The following is a 16,947-nucleotide window of genomic DNA, read 5'->3' as shown; positions in this document are numbered from 1 at the left end:
CAGTACCTAACGAAGACGGTAAAAAGCATGAATCTTCACGAGTATCAGGGTAAGCAGCTGTTCGCTGAATACGGCCTGCCAGTTTCCACTGGTTACGCAGTAGACACCCCGGAAGCAGCAGCAGAAGCTTGCGACAAGATCGGCGGCAGCGAGTGGGTTGTCAAAGCCCAGGTCCACGCCGGTGGTCGCGGTAAAGCGGGCGGCGTCAAGCTGGTTCGCAACAGAGAAGACGCCAAGGCATTCGCTCAGCAGTGGCTGGGCAAGCGTCTGGTGACTTACCAGACTGACGCCAATGGTCAGCCAGTCACCAAGATCCTGGTTGAATCGTGCACTGATATCGCTAAAGAGCTGTACCTGGGCGCTGTCGTTGACCGTTCGAGCCGTCGCATCGTGTTCATGGCTTCCACCGAAGGTGGCGTGGACATCGAGAAAATCGCTCACGACACTCCAGAAAAAATTCTGAAGGCCACTATCGATCCACTGGTTGGCGCTCAGCCATTCCAGGGTCGCGAGCTGGCATTCCAACTGGGTCTGGAAGGCAAGCAAGTTGCCCAGTTCGCCAAGATCTTCGTAGGTCTGGCCAAACTGTTCCAGGATCACGATCTGGCCCTGCTGGAAGTGAACCCGCTGGTGATCAAGGCTGACGGCGATCTGCACTGCCTGGACGCCAAGATCAACATCGACGCCAACGCAATGTACCGTCAGCCTAAGCTGAAGACTTTCCACGATCCGTCGCAAGACGATCCGCGCGAAGCGCACGCTGCCAAGTTCGAACTGAACTACGTAGCTCTGGAAGGCAACATCGGTTGCATGGTCAACGGTGCCGGTCTGGCCATGGGTACCATGGACATCGTCAACCTGCACGGCGGCAAGCCAGCCAACTTCCTCGACGTAGGTGGTGGTGCAACCAAAGAGCGCGTAACCGAAGCGTTCAAGATCATCCTGTCCGACACCAACGTCGCTGCAGTACTGGTCAACATCTTCGGCGGCATCGTTCGCTGCGACATGATTGCCGAAGGCATCATCGGCGCCGTGAAAGAAGTCGGCGTGAAAATCCCGGTTGTTGTTCGCCTTGAAGGCAACAACGCTGAGCTGGGCGCTAAAGTACTGGCAGAAAGCGGTTTGAACATCATCGCTGCTACCAGCCTGACCGACGCTGCTCAACAAGTTGTCAAAGCTGCGGAGGGCAAATAATGAGCGTCCTGATCAATAAAGACACCAAAGTTATCTGCCAGGGTATTACCGGTTCGCAAGGTAGTTTCCACACCCAGCAAGCCATCGAATACGGCACCAAGATGGTGGGTGGCGTTACTCCGGGCAAAGGCGGCACCGAGCACCTGGGTCTGCCAGTGTTCAACACCGTTAAAGATGCAGTAGCCGCTACTGGCGCTACCGCCAGCGTGATCTACGTTCCGGCTCCTTTCTGCAAGGACTCGATCCTGGAAGCAGCTTTCGGCGGCATCAAGCTGATCGTCTGCATCACCGAAGGCATTCCTACCCTGGACATGCTGGACGCCAAAGTTAAGTGCGACGAGCTGGGTGTTACCCTGATCGGCCCTAACTGCCCAGGCGTGATCACCCCAGGCGAATGCAAGATCGGCATCATGCCAGGTCACATTCACTTGCCAGGCAAGGTCGGTATCGTTTCGCGCTCCGGCACCCTGACCTACGAAGCTGTGAAGCAGACCACTGACGCCGGTTTCGGTCAGTCGACTTGCGTCGGCATCGGCGGTGACCCGATCCCGGGTTCGAACTTCATCGACATCCTGAAGCTGTTCCAGGAAGACCCGAAGACCGAGGCGATCGTGATGATCGGCGAGATCGGCGGTTCGGCTGAAGAAGAAGCGGCTGCCTACATCAAGGCCCACGTGACCAAGCCGGTTGTTTCCTACATCGCTGGTGTGACTGCTCCTCCGGGCAAGCGCATGGGCCATGCTGGCGCAATCATCTCTGGCGGCAAAGGCACTGCAGACGAGAAATTCGCTGCGCTGCAAGACGCAGGCGTGAAAACCGTGCGTTCGCTGGCAGACATCGGCAAGGCCCTGGCCGAGCTGACCGGTTGGGCTGTCAAGTAAGCCTCGTGCTTGACTGACGCTTCACCAGACAAAGGCCACCTTCGGGTGGCCTTTGTTGTTTGTGCAGATCAAAAGATCGCAGCCAGCGGCAATTCCTACACCTGGAATGCATTTCCCTGTAGGAGCTGCCGCAGGCTGCGATCTTTTGATCGTGTTCTCTGTAGGAAAAATAGATGCGTAAACGCGACAAAGACACGTCGCGTATCGGATAGTTCGCCCTCAAACAGTGCGTTTGTCAGACAAATTCGTTAGGCTAGCAGCCATTTTTGCGTCTGCCGCCCACAAGGCATGCAGCGCGCCAAACGGGTCAGTCTCATACGGACGGACAGCATTTCCCTAACCCCACAGGGAAATCCCCCTCTAAATTCCGATTCAGTAGTGTGGTATTTCCTTAATGAAAGTTTTGAAAGGTCAGGACATCCTGGCACTTGGTTTTATGACCTTCGCCCTGTTCGTCGGGGCTGGCAACATCATCTTCCCGCCTATCGTCGGCTTGCAGTCCGGACCTAACGTCTGGATGGCGGCGCTGGGCTTTTTGATCACCGCGGTCGGTCTGCCGGTGATCACGGTCGTGGCCCTGGCCAAGGTCGGCGGCGCGATGGACTCGCTGAGCAGCCCGATCGGCAAGATCGCCGGCGGTGTCCTCGCTGCCGCGTGCTACCTGGCGGTCGGTCCGCTGTTCGCCACCCCGCGCACCGCGACCGTGTCGTTCGAAGTCGGCCTGGCGCCGCTGACCGGCGAAAGCCCGCTGGCGCTGTTCCTTTACAGCTCGGTGTACTTCCTGCTGGTGTTCTTCATCTCGCTATATCCGGGCCGCCTGCTGGATACCGTTGGCCGTTTCCTTGCGCCGCTGAAAATCATCGCCCTGGCGGTACTCGGTATCGCCGCGTTCGCCTTGCCCGCTGGTGACATCGGTCAGGCAACCCCTGAATACGTTGCGGCCCCGTTCTCGCAAGGCTTCATCAATGGCTATCTGACCATGGATACCCTTGGCGCCCTGGTGTTCGGCATTGTCATCGTCAACGCGATCCGCTCCCGTGGCGTTGAATCGCCGGTGCTGATCACCCGTTACGCGATCATTGCCGGCCTTATCGCCGGTGTCGGCCTGGCGCTGGTGTACATCAGCCTGTTCCGCCTCGGTTCCGGCAGCCATGAAGTCGCGGCTGGCGCCACCAATGGCGCAGCGGTGCTGCACGCTTATGTGCAACACACTTTCGGTTCGCTGGGCAGCGGTTTCCTCGCGGTGCTGATCTCCCTGGCCTGTCTGGTGACGGCGGTCGGTCTGACCTGTGCCTGCGCGGAATACTTCAGTCGCGTGCTGCCACTGTCCTACAAGACTCTGGTAATTATTCTGGCGGCATTCTCGCTGCTGGTGTCGAACCTGGGCCTGACCAAGCTGATCGCTTTCTCGATCCCGGTGCTGACCGCGATCTACCCGCCATGCATCGTCCTGGTGGCCCTGAGCTTCTGCAAAGACTTCTGGAATGAACACGGGCGCATTCTTGGCCCGGTGATGCTGGTGTCGTTCGTGTTCGGCACCATCGATGCGCTGAAGGGCGCCGGTCTGGCTGACTGGATGCCGTCGCAACTGGCTCATCTGCCGCTGAGCGAGCAAGGTCTGGCGTGGCTGGTGCCATGCGTCATGACTTTGGTGGTCGCGGTGATCTGCGATCGTCTGCTGGGCAAGCGCAGCGAAGCGGTTGCCTGAGGTTGGCTGACCCGCCACAAGCGGGTGTTCAACGCTTAAACAGAAATGCCCCGTATCAATCGATACGGGGCATTTTTTATGCGCGTGAGGCAGTGTCTTTTTTCCTGAGCTAACGTCGAAAGGTTGCCTGATTTCCCTGTGGGAGCGAGCTTGCTCGCGAAGGCAGGTTGTCAGTCACCATCAATGCCGACTGATACAGCGCTTTCGCGAGCAAGCTCGCTGCCACAGGTTTCGATTTACCGCTCGTCATCACAAGGATTTGCATGTCGTTCATCCAAGCCAACCTGATCCACCTGCTGGCCGCGCTCTGGTTTGTCATCTGCTGGGGCGGCTATACCCGTTATGCGTCGTGGAAGGCCCGGGACACCGCGTGTCTGGCCAGCGTTCTGCACCTGTACCGCGAGGACTGGATGCGCCGCATGCTGCTGCGCGACAACCGCATTGCCGATGCCAGTGTGATCGGCAATCTGGAGCGCAACGCCTCGTTCTTCGCCTCCAGCACCCTGATCATCCTCGCCGGTATTCTCACCGTGCTTGGTGCCTCCGAGCGCGCAGTGTCGCTGCTGGCGGACATTCCGATGGTGCAGCAGGCCTCGCAGGGCATGTCGGAGATCAAGTTGCTGTGCCTGGCGCTAGTGTTCGTTTACGCCTTCTTCACGTTCAGCTGGTGCATGCGCCAGTACAACTTCGCGGCGATATTGGTCGGCTCGGCGCCAATGATCGGTGAGCGCCAGGTGTCCGAGCAGGAGCGCAAGGCATTCGCGCTGCGTGCCGCGCGGGTTATTTCGATGGCCGCCAACCAGTTCAACTTCGGCCTGCGCTCTTACTACTTCGGCATGAGCATGCTGGCGTGGTTTGTCAGTCCGTGGCTGTTCATGTTGATGAGTGCCGGAGTGGTACTGGTGTTGTATCGCCGCGAGTTCCATTCCGACGTGCTGGATGTCATGGTCTATACCCCTACAGAGGCGCCGTTGCCCGAAACCCACAAAGAGGCTGCTTGATGAGTATTCCGTTCTGGTGTGTGTTTATCAGTGCGTTGTTGATTCATATCGCGCGTCTGCCGGTGGGCAAGGCGATGAAAGAGCAGGGCGGTTACAACAACCACCTGCCGCGCCAACAACAGGCGCAACTGACTGGCTATGGAGCACGCGCATTAGCGGCGCATCAGAACAGCATTGAAGCGTTCATTCTGTTTGCCGTGGGGGTGTTGATGGCGCACACCACGCAAACCCAGGGATGGTTGATCGATGCACTGGCGATCATCTTTGTGATCGCGCGAATTCTCTATCTTTGGCTGTACCTGGCGGATAAACCGTCGCTGCGCAGCCTGGTGTGGCTGGTGGGTCTGATCTGCAGTTTGTTGCTGATGATTAGTCCGACTTTCAGGACCGTGTTGCTCTAACAACAGCATCCGGGCCAAGTCTGACAAAAAATCACAGGCAAAAGAAAACCCGCACTTGGCGGGTTTTCTTTTTCTGCATCAAGTCGCAATTATTGCTTCTTGGCAGCTTCTTCCTGAGCAGCTTGATTCGATTCAGCCTGAGCTTTGGCAGCTTCGGCGTTTTCTTTCGCTGCGTCGTTCACTTTATCCTGAGCTTTGTTCATGTCTTGCTGAGCTTGTTCAGCATGCTGGTTGGCATCTTGAGCTTTGTCCTCGGATTTTTTATCGCAGGCAGCGAGACCGAGGGAAGCGGTCAACATCAAGGCAATAGCTAAAGTCTTACGCATGGGGTGTTTCTCCTTATGGAAAATAACTACTGGCCTTAAGAGCCTGGGTCTACAGGTTAAGTTCCTCATTTGTTTCAGATATATAAGATTGTTTTTATACGGAACTTTTGCTGATTGGCTCACTACTGGCAAAAGGCTCTAACGGGAGTAATTATCCAATGGCCGAAAACACCGTTTTTGAGCGTGCGACGCGATTTCTCTCGGCATTGCGTCACTGCCAGGTACTTGGTTTGACGCTGCACAGCGCCAGCCCCGAAGGGCTGACAGTGACGTTGCCGTACAGCGCGAAAATCGTTGGCAATCCGCAAACCGGAGTGATTCACGGCGGGGCAATTACCTCACTGATGGACACCGCCTGCGGCATGTCCACGTTGTGCGTGCTGCCGGAATTCGAAGTCTGCCCGACCCTGGATCTGCGCATTGACTACATGCACGCCGCAGAACCGCACAAGGCTGTTTACGGTTTCGCCCAGTGTTATCGGGTCACCACCGACGTGATTTTCGCCCGCGGTTTTGCCTATCAGGACGACCCGCAGCAGCCGATCGCTCACGTCGTCGGCACTTTCATGCGCATGGGCAAGGGCCTGAAGGGCGCTCAAGGCTTTGGCGGCAAGATCAAAGGAGAGCGGCCATGAGCGATGACTGGAAGCAACAGTTGCTGCAGGCCCACGCCCAGGGCGACTACGCGCCGCTGCTGCAGATGATTCCCTATGCCGGGCTGATCGGCGTCGAGTGCTCGCGAGTGGGTGACGAGTTGCTGTTCAGGTTGCCGGCCAACAAGGACAACATTGGTAACCCTTTATTGCCGGCGATTCATGGCGGGGTCATCGCCGGGTTCATGGAACTGGCGGCCGCCCTGCATTTGCTGATCTTCACAGAGGCGCCGGGGGTGCCGAAAATCATCGACTTCTCCCTGGATTACCTGCGTGCCGGGCAATTTCGCGACACCTGGGCCAAGTGTCAGGTCTGCCGCCAGGGTCGGCGCGTGGCCAATGTCGCGGTCACTGCCTGGCAAAGCACCGAGGGTGAACCGATCGCCACCGCCCGTGCACATTTCAAAATTGATGAGCCCTTGAAATCCTCAACGCTGCCCCCAACTCAGTGAACAACCCGCCGCCAACCTCCTGGGTTGCGGCCACTGCCATCTGATTGGAGTTTGATGACCATGAGTGTGGAAACTCAAAAGGAAACCCTGGGCTTCCAGACCGAGGTAAAGCAGCTGCTGCACCTCATGATCCATTCGCTGTATTCCAACAAGGAAATTTTCCTTCGCGAATTGATCTCGAACGCCTCTGACGCTGTCGACAAGCTGCGCTTCGAAGCGCTGGCCAAGCCTGAGCTGCTTGAAGGTGGCGCCGAGCTGAAAATCCGTGTGAGCTTCGACAAGGACGCCAAGACCGTCACCCTCGAAGATAACGGTATCGGCATGAACCGTGACGATGTGATCACCCACCTGGGAACCATCGCCAAATCCGGCACTGCCGATTTCATGAAGAATCTGTCCGGCGATCAGAAAAAGGATTCGCACCTGATCGGCCAGTTCGGTGTGGGCTTCTATTCCGCTTTCATCGTGGCTGACAAAGTCGACGTGTACAGCCGTCGCGCCGGTACTGCTGCCAGCGAAGGCGTGCACTGGTCGTCGAAAGGCGAGGGCGAGTTCGAAGTCGCCACCATCGACAAGCCAGAGCGCGGCACGCGTATCGTCCTGCACCTGAAATCCGGTGAAGACGAGTTCGCCGATGGCTGGCGTTTGCGCAACATCATCAAGAAGTACTCCGACCACATCGCGCTGCCGATCGAGCTGCCGAAAGAAGTGGCCGCTGCCGAAGGCGAAGAGAAGCCTGAAGTTGAATGGGAAACCGTCAACCGCGCCAGTGCCCTGTGGACCCGTCCGCGCACTGAAGTGAAGGACGAGGAATACCAGGAGTTCTACAAGCACATCGCCCACGACTTCGAAAACCCGCTGGCCTGGAGCCACAACAAGGTCGAAGGCAAGCTCGAGTACAGCTCGCTGCTGTACGTGCCGGCCCGCGCACCGTTTGACCTGTACCAGCGTGAAGCGCCGAAAGGCCTGAAGCTGTACGTGCAGCGCGTGTTCGTGATGGATCAGGCCGAGTCGTTCCTGCCGCTGTACCTGCGCTTCATCAAGGGTGTGGTCGACTCCAACGACCTGTCGCTGAACGTGTCGCGGGAAATCCTGCAGAAAGACCCGATCATCGACTCGATGAAATCGGCGCTGACCAAGCGCGTGCTGGACATGCTGGAAAAACTGGCGAAGAACGAGCCTGAGCAGTACAAGGGCTTCTGGAAAAACTTCGGTCAGGTCATGAAAGAAGGCCCGGCAGAAGATTTCGCCAACAAGGAAAAAATTGCCGGTCTGCTGCGTTTTGCATCGACCCAAGGCGATGACGGCGAGCAGATCGTCGGTCTGGCTGACTACCTGGCCCGCGCCAAGGAAGGTCAGGACAAGATCTACTACCTCACCGGCGAAACCTACGCGCAGGTCAAGAACAGCCCGCACCTGGAAGTCTTCCGCAAGAAAGGCATCGAAGTGCTGCTGCTGACCGACCGTATCGACGAGTGGCTGATGAGCTACCTCAGCGACTTCGACGGCAAGACATTTGTCGACGTCGCACGCGGTGACCTCGATCTGGGCAGCCTGGACTCGGAAGAGGACAAGAAGGCCGCAGAAGAAGTCGCCAAGTCCAAAGAAGGTCTGGTCGAGCGCCTGAAAACCGCGCTGGGCGATGCCGTTGCCGAGGTTCGCGTTTCCCACCGTCTGACCGACTCGCCAGCTATTCTGGCAATCGGCGAACAGGACCTGGGCCTGCAAATGCGCCAGATCCTCGAAGCCAGCGGGCAGAAGGTACCGGAATCGAAGCCGATCTTCGAATTCAACCCGAGCCACCCACTGATCGAGAAACTCGACGGCGAGCAGAACGAAGGGCGGTTTGGCGACCTGTCGCACATCCTCTTCGATCAGGCCGCGCTGGCGGCTGGCGAAAGCTTGAAGGATCCGGCCGCTTATGTGACCCGTCTGAACAAGCTGCTGGTTGAACTGTCAGCTTGATCACGTTGTAGAAAAACCCGCTTCGGCGGGTTTTTTCATTCTGGTGTTTTAACAGTCAGGAGTCAGAAATGAGCCAAGTCACTGTACGTTCCGTGGTCTATCAACTGGATGGCCAGCCTTATGAAGGTCGGCTGGCGTTCGACGCCGAGCACAAGGGCGCACGCCCGGGCCTGTTGATGGCGCCGAACTGGATGGGCGTCAGCGCCGGGGCCGAGGAGATCGCCAAGTCGGTCGCGGCCAAGGGCTACGTGGTGTTGATCGCTGACGTGTACGGTCAGACTGTGCGTCCGCAGAACGCCGATCAGGCAGGCGCGGCGATGATGCCGCTGAAAAATGATCGTGCGTTGTTGCGCAAGCGCATGCAGGCGGCGTTCGAGCAGTTGCAGAAACAGGGCGAAGCGGCGGTCGATACTTCGAAACTGGCGGTGTTCGGCTTCTGCTTCGGCGGTTGCTGTGCACTGGATCTGGCCCGCACGGGCGCACCGGTGAAGGCTGCGGTGTCGTTCCACGGCACCCTGGATTCACCGAATCCGGCGGACGCGAAGAACATCAAGGGCTCGGTGCTGGTGTTGCACGGCGCGTCGGATCCGTTAGTGCCGAAAGAACAGCTGCCGGCGTTCGAAGACGAGATGAACGCGGCGAATGTCGATTGGCAGTTGCTGAGCTACGGCGGCGCGGTGCATTCGTTCACCGATCCGCACGCCAATGTTCCGGGCAAGATGATGTACGACGCGAAGACCGCCAAGCGCGCCTTCAAGTCGATGCATGATTTGCTGGAAGAAGTGTTCAAGGGCTGAAAAGCGAAAAGCCCCTCACCCTAACCCTCTCCCACAGGGAGAGGGGACTGATTGGGGGATATTTCAGAGGTCCGCCGACCTGAAAATGCTTAGGTGAATCCGATGTCGTCTGCTGTGTTTAGCTGACCCATAATCGACGCTATATCTCAGGTCGATGGATGACTGAAGACAACTCGGTCGGCCCCCTCTCCCACAGGGAGAGGGGACTGATTGGGGGATATTTCAGAGGTCCGCCGACCTGAAAATGCTTAGGTGAATCCGATGTCGTCTGCTGTGTTTAGCTGACCCATAATCGACGCTATATCTCAGGTCGATGGATGATTGAAGACAACTCGGTCGGCCCCCTCTCCCTCCGGGAGAGGGCTGGGGTGAGGGTCGAGGTTTAACGCGGCAATTCAATCCGCTCAACTTCCCCCGGCACCGTCGGCCAGTCCCCGGCCGCCCATTTGCGCCGTGCCTCATCGATCGCCGCCGGATCGCTCGCGACAAAATTCCAGTTGATACGCCGTGGCCCGTCCAGTGGCGCGCCGCCAAACACCACCGCGTGCACATCACTCTCGGCGGACAGGCTCATCTCTTCCCCGGCCGGCAGCACCACCAGCGCATGCGGTTCAAGTGCTTCGCCATTTAACTGCGCGTCCCCGCTCAGCACATATACCGCACGTTCCTCGTGCTCGGTCGGGATCAGCAGGGTGGTCGCGGTCTGCATCTTCACTTCGGCGTACAGCGTAGGAGAAAGCACCGGCACCGGCGATTCCAGGCAGAAGCCTGACCCGGCAATCATCCGGATCTGCACGCCAAGGTTATCGCTGACCGGCAGGGTTGCGGCCGGGTGATGGCTGTAATGCCCAGGGCCTTGCTCGTGATCCTTGGGCGAGGCCAGCCAGATCTGCAATCCGTGCATCGTGAAGCTTTGCTCCCACAATGGCTCGGGCGTGCGCTCGACGTGAGCAATGGCGCTGCCCGCGGTCATCCAGCTGACATCACCGGCGCTGACCACTTGATCGGAGCCGAGGCTGTCCTTGTGCTGGAGTTGCCCTTCGAACAGGTAGGTCAAGGTCGACAGACCGATGTGCGGATGCTGTCGGATGTTCATGCCTTTGCCCGTCGGATAAACCGTCTCGAGCATGTGATCAAAAAACACGAAAGGCCCGACACTGCGGCATTTGGCTGACGGCAACGGGCGCAGAATTGGCTGGCCTTCGACGTTTTCGGCGCGCGGGCGAATGATCAGAGGTGGCGTGTGCATGGTGCATTCCAGGCTGAGCGGGTGATGCCAGAAGCATAACCCGCCGCTGGCAAGAGGGGTGTTACTGGCTGTCGAAGCCTTGCGGGGCGTGGGTTTCGATGCTGACTTCGGTGCTGGTCATCAGCTTGTGGATCGGGCAGCGATCAGCCACGCGCAGCAACTCTTCACGTTGCGCATCGGTCAGCACGCCTTTGAGTGTGAGGGTGACGTGCAGCGCGTACTTGCCTTTCTGCTCTTCGCTGTTGTCGCGTTTGACCTCGACCCCCACGCCGGTCAGCGGGATGTCCTTCTTCTTCGCGTACATTTTCAGGGTCAGGGCCTTGCAGGCGCCGAGGGCCGCATCGAAATAATCGTGCGGTTCCGGGGCGGTGCCTTCGCCGCCGGCAGACTTCGGCACGTCGGCAAACAATTCGTGGTCATCGATCTGTACGGTGTGACGATAGCCTTCGGCGGAGACGGTGTTGACGGTAACAGTCATGGCAACCTCACTGGCAGTAGGAAAAGTCGTGCGATCAAAAAAGACCTTGCAGTTATAGAGCATTCCCACAAGCACGCGTTCCACTTTCCTGCAGGATGAACCCTCAGTGGCGGCTCAAGGTCTAGGCTATGCCTACCTGCCGGAGATTACTTGTGTCCTTGTTTCGTATGAGTCTTGCCTGCCTGCTGGCATTCACCGCGACCGCCAGTGCCCGGGAATACACCTACAGCGATGCGCACCTGCATTACGTGGATTTTTTCCAGGAAACCGCTGGCATGGCGAAACTGCTCACGGCGATGAAGGACAATTCCATCAAGCATGTGATGATTTCCGGCATCCCCGTGGCGAAGAAATGGCATGAGGACGAACCCAAGCGCCCGCGCTATTACGCCGGCGATGACGCCGATGCCTACTGGTACAGCGCCACCGACATGATCGTCGCTGATGCCGTGCAGAAACTCACCGCGGAACAGCGTCATCACTTCCACCCGTTTCTCTCGGGATTCAACCCCAACGACAAGAATTCCGCCGCGCACATCCAGCGCTTGCTCGAGCTGTATCCGGGGCTGTGGCAAGGCATCGGCGAAGTGTTTACCCGGCATGATGACCTGACGGCGCTGACCGCCGGCGATACGCCACGGGCCAACAACGAGGCAATGACCCGCATCTATCACCTCGCGGCGGAGCACGACCTGCCGGTGATGCTGCATTCCAACATCACCTCCAAGCGTGAGAAAAATCCGCTGTACCTGAAGGAAGTCGAAGAGTCGCTGCGTAATCACCCGCACACCCGATTCATCTGGGCGCATGCCGGTACCAGTGCGGAGATTCATCGGCATCAGACGCAGCTGAAATTTCTCCTGCCCACCGTCAGCCGACTACTGGAGGCCTATTCGAATCTGTTCATCGATCTGTCGTGGAGCATGCTCACCCCGTATCTGCTGGACGAGCAGGGCAAGCCGCGCCCCGAATGGCTGGCCTTGGTGGAGAAATATCCGGAGCGCTTCATGATCGGCTCCGACGTTGTCGGGCGTTTCAACAAACTCGGTGAAGAAATGCACAGCTTCACGCCATTCCTTGATGCCTTGCCAGAAAACGTGGCGCGCAAGGTCGCTCGGGACAATTTCCTGTCGATTTTGCCGCGAACAGCGGCAAAGTCCGAGAAAACTTCGCTGAATCGTTAATGTGAAGGGTTCGAAGTAGTAAGGCGCTTTGATATCACCTTTTGGTCTTACGCAAATCTGCCCCGGGCCGATACCTTCTAGAACAGCCAGCTGCAGGTGATGCAGCGCATTTGGAAGGAACCAGAGCAATGAGTATCCGTAGTCTGAATATCGCACCGCGCGCGGGCATCGGGTTTGGGGTGTTGGCACTGATGGTTTTCGCGCTCGGGGCGTTCGCTCTGCTGCAAATGTCGAACATGCGCGCGCAATCCGATGAGATTGATAAAAACTGGCTGCCCAGCGTGATGGCGGTCGGCGAGATGAGTCAGGACATGCTGCGTTTGCGCGCGTTGACCATGCGCCTGCTGCTCAATCGCGATCCGCAGGCGCTGCAGCAGAATGTCGCCAAACTTGACGAGCTGCGTGGTGTCTTGAGCGAAGCCCAGCAACGCTATGACGTGCTGATTGCGTTGCCGGAGGAGCGCAATCTGTTCGATCGCTTCAAGGTCGCCGAACACCAGTACCTGGAGCTGCAGGCACAGGTCATGACGCTGTCGGCGCAGAATCGGGTCGAGGAGGCTTCGGCGATTCTCAATAACCAGATGAGCCCGCTTGCCGATGAGATCGCCGCGACTTTGCGCGACCTGGTCGAGATGAACAAACACAACGCCAACCTTGCCACCGAAGCGGCGCGCTCGGTGTTCATCAATTCGCGGGTGTGGGTCGGGGTGATGATCGGCATAACGGCGCTGATCACTATCAGTCTGGCGCTGCTGTTGACCCGCAGCATCGTCCTGCCGCTGGCGCAATCACTGGGTGTGGCAGAGGTGGTAGCCGGTGGCGATCTGACCGGGAATATCAGTATTTCCGGCAAAGACGAACCAGCGCGGCTGCTGCGCGCGCTGAAAAGCATGCAGCACAACCTGCGCGAGACTATCCGACAGATTTCCGAGTCGTCCAGCCAACTCGCGTCAGCCTCGGAAGAGTTGAGCTGCGTCACTGAAGATGCCACGCGTGGGTTGCATCAGCAGAGCCTGGAGATCGAGCAGGCCGCTACGGCGGTGAATCAGATGACTGCCGCGGTGGAAGAGGTGGCGAGCAATGCGGTGGCGACGTCCGAGGCGTCGCGCGAGTCCGACCGGATTGCCCAGCGTGGGCGCGAGCAGGTCAGGCAGACGGTGACCTCAATTGAATCCCTGGCTGAAGATGTCACCTCCAACGCCACGCAGGTCGAGGATCTGGCGCAGAAGGTCCATGGCATCAGCAAGGTGCTGGACGTGATTCGCTCGATTGCCGAGCAGACCAATCTGCTGGCGCTTAATGCGGCGATTGAAGCGGCGCGGGCGGGTGACGCCGGGCGTGGTTTTGCGGTGGTGGCCGATGAGGTGCGCGCGCTGGCGCATCGGACCCAGCAATCGACACAGGAAATCGAGCAGATGATCGGCGGGATTCAGCAGGGCACCGATTCGGCGGTGAGTTCGATGCAGCAGAGCAGTGTCCGCGCCATTTCGACGCTGGAGTTGGCGAAGGCAGCGGGCGAGGCACTGGAGGAAATCGCCTCGGCATTCACGGTGATCAACGAGCGCAATCTGGTGATCGCCAGCGCCTCGGAGGAACAGGCAGCGGTGGCGCGAGAGGTGGACCGCAACCTGATGAACATCCGCGATCTGGCGATGCAGACATCGGCGGGGGCCAATCAGACCAGTGCGGCGAGCCAGGAGCTGTCGCGGCTGGCGGTGGATCTGAACAGCATGGTCGCCAGATTCTCGGTCTGAACACGTTCCTTAGGAGCTGCGGCACGCTGCGATCTTTTGACTTTGATTTTTTAAAAACAAGATCAAAAGATCGCAGCGTGCCGCAGCTCCTACAGGGGGAAATAACAGGTACAAAAAAGCCCTGCATTTGCAGGGCTTTTCGTGGTGCGGTGGATCAGCTGCCTTTAACGGTTTTGCCGTTGACGGTGCCTTCCTGGAGCATGATGTTGTACTCCTTGCCGTCGGTTTCAACCTGCTGCAGGCGGACCAGCAGGTAATCCCAATCCTTGGCGAACCACAGCACGGTGATGCGCTTGCTTTGTGTCGGGTCGCGCACGCGCTCGACCTTGATCGCGTCGATCTGGCCAGCCTTGGTTTCGACCTTTTCCGAACCCAGGACGCGGAAGTCATAGGTATCGACTTCACCGTCATCGACCACCTGGTAGCTCATGGTCTTCTTGCCGGAAGCCACGTCATGCTGCAGCGCCAGCTGATAAGTCGATTTGTCGACCATGCCACGGTTCAGCGGGATCTTCACCGCGTCGCCACGGTCGGTGCCGGTGACCATCTTGCTGTTCCAGTCGAAGTCCAGATCAGCCTTTTTCGCTTTGCCCAGACCACCGCGTTCGAAGTGGTAGGACTGTGGCAGCAGGGTGTCCTTGTCCAGGGTCAGGGTACTTTCCTCAGTCAGGCTGGCGATCATCATCGATGCCTTGAAGCTGAGTTTCCACACGCCGTTGGCTTCCTTGGTCAGGCTGCGTTCGGCGGTGCCGCTCATGGGCAGCTGTTTCCAGTCGGCGGTGTAGCTGGCGGAGAACGGTTGAAGGTCTGCCGCCTGCGCGAAGGGCAGGGCGAGCAAGGCGCAAGCGAAGAGCAGGGCGCGACGCATAAAATCTCCTAGTGTCGAATCAAGTGGCCACTGGCCGCGAGTAACTGGCCGTCCAGTAAAGCACCTTGTTCACCGAGTGCCAGTCGGCCTTCGGCAAACCAGCGTACAGCCATCGGATAGATCAGGTGTTCCTGAGCATGAACTCGCTGCGCCAGACTGTGCGGCGTGTCGTGCAACTCTACCGGTATTACTGCCTGTACGACCAGTGGTCCACCATCGAGTTCCTCGGTGACGAAGTGCACGGAGCAGCCGTGCTCGGCGTCGCCAGCCTCCAGCGCGCGCTGATGAGTGTGTAACCCTTTGTATTTGGGCAGCAGCGACGGATGGATATTGAGCAGTCGACTCTGGTAGTGCCGCACGAAATCAGCGCTGAGAATGCGCATGAAGCCGGCCAGCACCACCAGTTTCGGATTGAATTCGTCGATCAGTTCGATCAGGGCGGCATCGAAGGCCTCGCGACCTTCGAAGGCCTTGTGATCCAGCGCGCGGGTGGCGATACCCGCGTCGCTGGCGCGTTGCAGGCCGTAGGCGTCGGCGCGGTTGGAAATCACCGCAGCGATGCGGACCGGGCTGTCGCCGGTCCGCGTGCTGTCGATCAGAGCCTGCAAGTTACTGCCGGTGCCGGACAACAGCACCACGACATCACAGGTTGCGGACATTAATGAGCCTTAAGGTTCTGCAGATCAACCTGGGCAGCGCCTTCGGCAGCGGCAGCGATCTGACCGATGACCCAAGGCTGCTCGCCGGCGTCGCGCAGGGTGTTCAGGGCGACTTCAACGTGCTCCTGAGCCACGCAGATCACCATGCCCACGCCGCAGTTCAGCACGCGGTGCATCTCGGTTTCGTCGACATTGCCTTGCTCTTGCAGCCAGTCGAAGACCGCCGGGCGAGTCCAGCTGGCCACGTCAACCACCGCCTGAGCGCCTTTTGGCAGCACGCGCGGGATGTTGTCGAGCAGGCCGCCACCGGTGATGTGGGCCATGGCTTTGACCGCGCCGGTGTCTTTGATCAGCTTGAGCAGCGGCTTGACGTAGATGCGGGTCGGAGCCATCAGCAGCTCGGTCAGCGGCTTGCCGTCGAGCTGAACGGTTTCGATGTCGGCGCCGGACACTTCGATGATCTTGCGGATCAGCGAGTAGCCGTTGGAGTGCGGGCCGGACGATGGCAGGGCGATCAGCGCGTCACCGGTGGCGACTTTCGAGCCGTCGATGATTTCGGCCTTTTCCACCACGCCGACGCAGAAGCCGGCCAGGTCGTAGTCTTCGCCTTCGTACATGCCAGGCATTTCCGCGGTTTCGCCGCCGACCAGCGAGCAGCCAGCGAGTTCGCAGCCGGCGCCGATGCCGGTAACCACGGTGGCGGCCACGTCAACGTTCAGCTTGCCGGTGGCGTAGTAGTCGAGGAAGAACAGCGGCTCGGCGCCGCACACCACCAGATCGTTGACGCACATGGCGACCAGATCCTGGCCGATGCTGTCGTGCTTGTTCAGGTTCAGCGCCAGACGCAGCTTGGTGCCAACGCCGTCGGTGCCGGAGACCAGCACAGGCTGTTTGTAGCCGGCCGGGATTTCGCAGAGGGCACCAAAACCGCCCAGGCCGCCCATGACTTCAGGGCGCGCAGTGCGCTTGGCGACGCTCTTGATGCGTTCGACCAATGCTTCACCGGCGTCGATGTCTACACCGGCGTCCTTGTAGCTCAGGGAGGGTTGCTTGCTCATGATCCAGGCCTTTAGGGGAGGGGATTCAGGGGTAACGACCGAGTTCAGCGGGAACGCCAAAAGCGGTGGGGCGATCGCCTCACGCGGATTTCGGGGTGCCCGGCTGTTGCCGGTCTGCGAAGGCGCGCGATTTTATCAGGCTTGAGGGGCAGCGGCCATCCTCGCGCCGACGGGCAGAGGCATAATCGACTGAAATTTTTTGCAATTGTGCCGGGTAGCTGCCTGTATAAGGTGTGGCGATTAACCGTCTATCGTTATCACTGTGCAAAAACTTAGCGCCAGCGTGTGAATGTTTTGCGATGGCAGATTGTCACAGCCT

Annotated in this window: 17 protein-coding genes; 11 read left to right on the top strand and 6 right to left on the bottom strand. The window is 58.8% G+C overall.

Annotation, left to right across the window (positions count from 1 at the left end):
- The first annotated feature begins 27 nt into the window (after positions 1–27).
- The 5 genes from sucC (at position 28) to ACXR0M_RS21705 (ending at position 5,185) form a co-directional block, all read left to right on the top strand.
- Positions 28–1,194 (top strand): ADP-forming succinate--CoA ligase subunit beta, encoded by a 1,167-nt coding sequence (gene sucC, locus ACXR0M_RS21725; protein WP_103521086.1) that lies wholly within the window; start codon positions 28–30, stop codon positions 1,192–1,194.
- Positions 1,194–2,075 carry a succinate--CoA ligase subunit alpha gene (gene sucD, locus ACXR0M_RS21720; RefSeq protein ID WP_003223019.1) on the top strand — a complete coding sequence of 294 codons (882 nt, stop codon included), beginning with the start codon at positions 1,194–1,196 and terminating at the stop codon, positions 2,073–2,075. The genes sucC and sucD overlap by 1 nt, the downstream gene beginning before the upstream one ends.
- Before the next feature lie 394 nt (positions 2,076–2,469).
- The gene (brnQ, locus tag ACXR0M_RS21715; RefSeq protein WP_458833792.1) at positions 2,470–3,783 is read left to right on the top strand and encodes a branched-chain amino acid transport system II carrier protein; all 1,314 of its coding nucleotides are present in this window, start codon (positions 2,470–2,472) and stop codon (positions 3,781–3,783) included.
- 263 nt (positions 3,784–4,046) lie between these two features.
- Positions 4,047–4,784 carry a DUF599 domain-containing protein gene (locus ACXR0M_RS21710; RefSeq protein WP_458833791.1) on the top strand — a complete coding sequence of 246 codons (738 nt, stop codon included), beginning with the start codon at positions 4,047–4,049 and terminating at the stop codon, positions 4,782–4,784.
- Positions 4,784–5,185, top strand: coding sequence for an MAPEG family protein (locus tag ACXR0M_RS21705; protein WP_458833790.1), 402 nt, complete (start codon positions 4,784–4,786; stop codon positions 5,183–5,185). Before ACXR0M_RS21710 ends, ACXR0M_RS21705 begins: the two co-directional genes overlap by 1 nt.
- Before the next feature lie 89 nt (positions 5,186–5,274).
- On the opposite strand, the gene ACXR0M_RS21700 is transcribed toward ACXR0M_RS21705, so the two are convergent.
- Complete coding sequence (locus ACXR0M_RS21700) at positions 5,275–5,511, bottom strand: hypothetical protein (protein ID WP_007962865.1); 237 nt, start codon at positions 5,509–5,511, stop codon at positions 5,275–5,277.
- Between the two features lie 158 nt (positions 5,512–5,669).
- Here ACXR0M_RS21700 and ACXR0M_RS21695 point away from each other — a divergent pair, with 158 nt between their 5' ends.
- The 4 genes from ACXR0M_RS21695 (at position 5,670) to ACXR0M_RS21680 (ending at position 9,378) form a co-directional block, all read left to right on the top strand.
- Positions 5,670–6,146, top strand: coding sequence for a PaaI family thioesterase (locus ACXR0M_RS21695; protein WP_458833789.1), 477 nt, complete (start codon positions 5,670–5,672; stop codon positions 6,144–6,146).
- On the top strand, positions 6,143–6,616 hold the full coding sequence (locus tag ACXR0M_RS21690; RefSeq protein WP_458833788.1) for a PaaI family thioesterase: 474 nt from the start codon (positions 6,143–6,145) through the stop codon (positions 6,614–6,616). The genes ACXR0M_RS21695 and ACXR0M_RS21690 overlap by 4 nt, the downstream gene beginning before the upstream one ends.
- 60 nt (positions 6,617–6,676) lie before the next feature.
- The gene (gene htpG / locus ACXR0M_RS21685) at positions 6,677–8,581 is read left to right on the top strand and encodes a molecular chaperone HtpG (protein ID WP_458833787.1); all 1,905 of its coding nucleotides are present in this window, start codon (positions 6,677–6,679) and stop codon (positions 8,579–8,581) included.
- 68 nt (positions 8,582–8,649) lie between these two features.
- Positions 8,650–9,378: a dienelactone hydrolase family protein gene (locus ACXR0M_RS21680; RefSeq protein WP_458833786.1), complete on the top strand. Its 729-nt coding sequence runs from the start codon at positions 8,650–8,652 to the stop codon at positions 9,376–9,378.
- Between the two features lie 382 nt (positions 9,379–9,760).
- On the opposite strand, the gene ACXR0M_RS21675 is transcribed toward ACXR0M_RS21680, so the two are convergent.
- Entirely contained in the window at positions 9,761–10,627 is an 867-nt protein-coding gene (locus ACXR0M_RS21675) for a pirin family protein (protein ID WP_458833785.1), read from the bottom strand.
- Between the two features lie 61 nt (positions 10,628–10,688).
- The gene (locus tag ACXR0M_RS21670) at positions 10,689–11,105 is read right to left on the bottom strand and encodes an OsmC family protein (protein WP_458833784.1); all 417 of its coding nucleotides are present in this window, start codon (positions 11,103–11,105) and stop codon (positions 10,689–10,691) included.
- A 128-nt stretch (positions 11,106–11,233) separates the two neighbouring features.
- Between ACXR0M_RS21670 and ACXR0M_RS21665 the strand changes: the two genes are divergently transcribed.
- Complete coding sequence (locus tag ACXR0M_RS21665) at positions 11,234–12,289, top strand: amidohydrolase family protein (protein WP_458833783.1); 1,056 nt, start codon at positions 11,234–11,236, stop codon at positions 12,287–12,289.
- A gap of 128 nt (positions 12,290–12,417) precedes the next feature.
- Positions 12,418–14,043, top strand: a complete 1,626-nt coding sequence (locus ACXR0M_RS21660; RefSeq protein WP_458833782.1) for a methyl-accepting chemotaxis protein — start codon at positions 12,418–12,420, stop codon at positions 14,041–14,043.
- Positions 14,044–14,197: 154 nt separating this feature from the next.
- On the opposite strand, the gene ACXR0M_RS21655 is transcribed toward ACXR0M_RS21660, so the two are convergent.
- Genes ACXR0M_RS21655 through purM form a run of 3 tightly spaced genes read right to left on the bottom strand, consistent with a single transcriptional unit; the run spans position 14,198 to position 16,628 of the window.
- On the bottom strand, positions 14,198–14,911 hold the full coding sequence (locus ACXR0M_RS21655; protein WP_458833781.1) for a DUF3108 domain-containing protein: 714 nt from the start codon (positions 14,909–14,911) through the stop codon (positions 14,198–14,200).
- 8 nt (positions 14,912–14,919) lie between these two features.
- Complete coding sequence (gene purN / locus ACXR0M_RS21650; protein WP_458833780.1) at positions 14,920–15,570, bottom strand: phosphoribosylglycinamide formyltransferase; 651 nt, start codon at positions 15,568–15,570, stop codon at positions 14,920–14,922.
- Positions 15,570–16,628, bottom strand: a complete 1,059-nt coding sequence (gene purM, locus ACXR0M_RS21645; RefSeq protein ID WP_249484191.1) for a phosphoribosylformylglycinamidine cyclo-ligase — start codon at positions 16,626–16,628, stop codon at positions 15,570–15,572. The genes purN and purM overlap by 1 nt, the downstream gene beginning before the upstream one ends.
- Positions 16,629–16,947: the final 319 nt, after the last annotated feature.

It is taken from the genome of Pseudomonas sp. Eth.TT006, from assembly GCF_054456575.1.
Note: the sequence above shows the minus strand (reverse complement) of the source record. Positions and strands in the feature narration are given on the sequence as shown.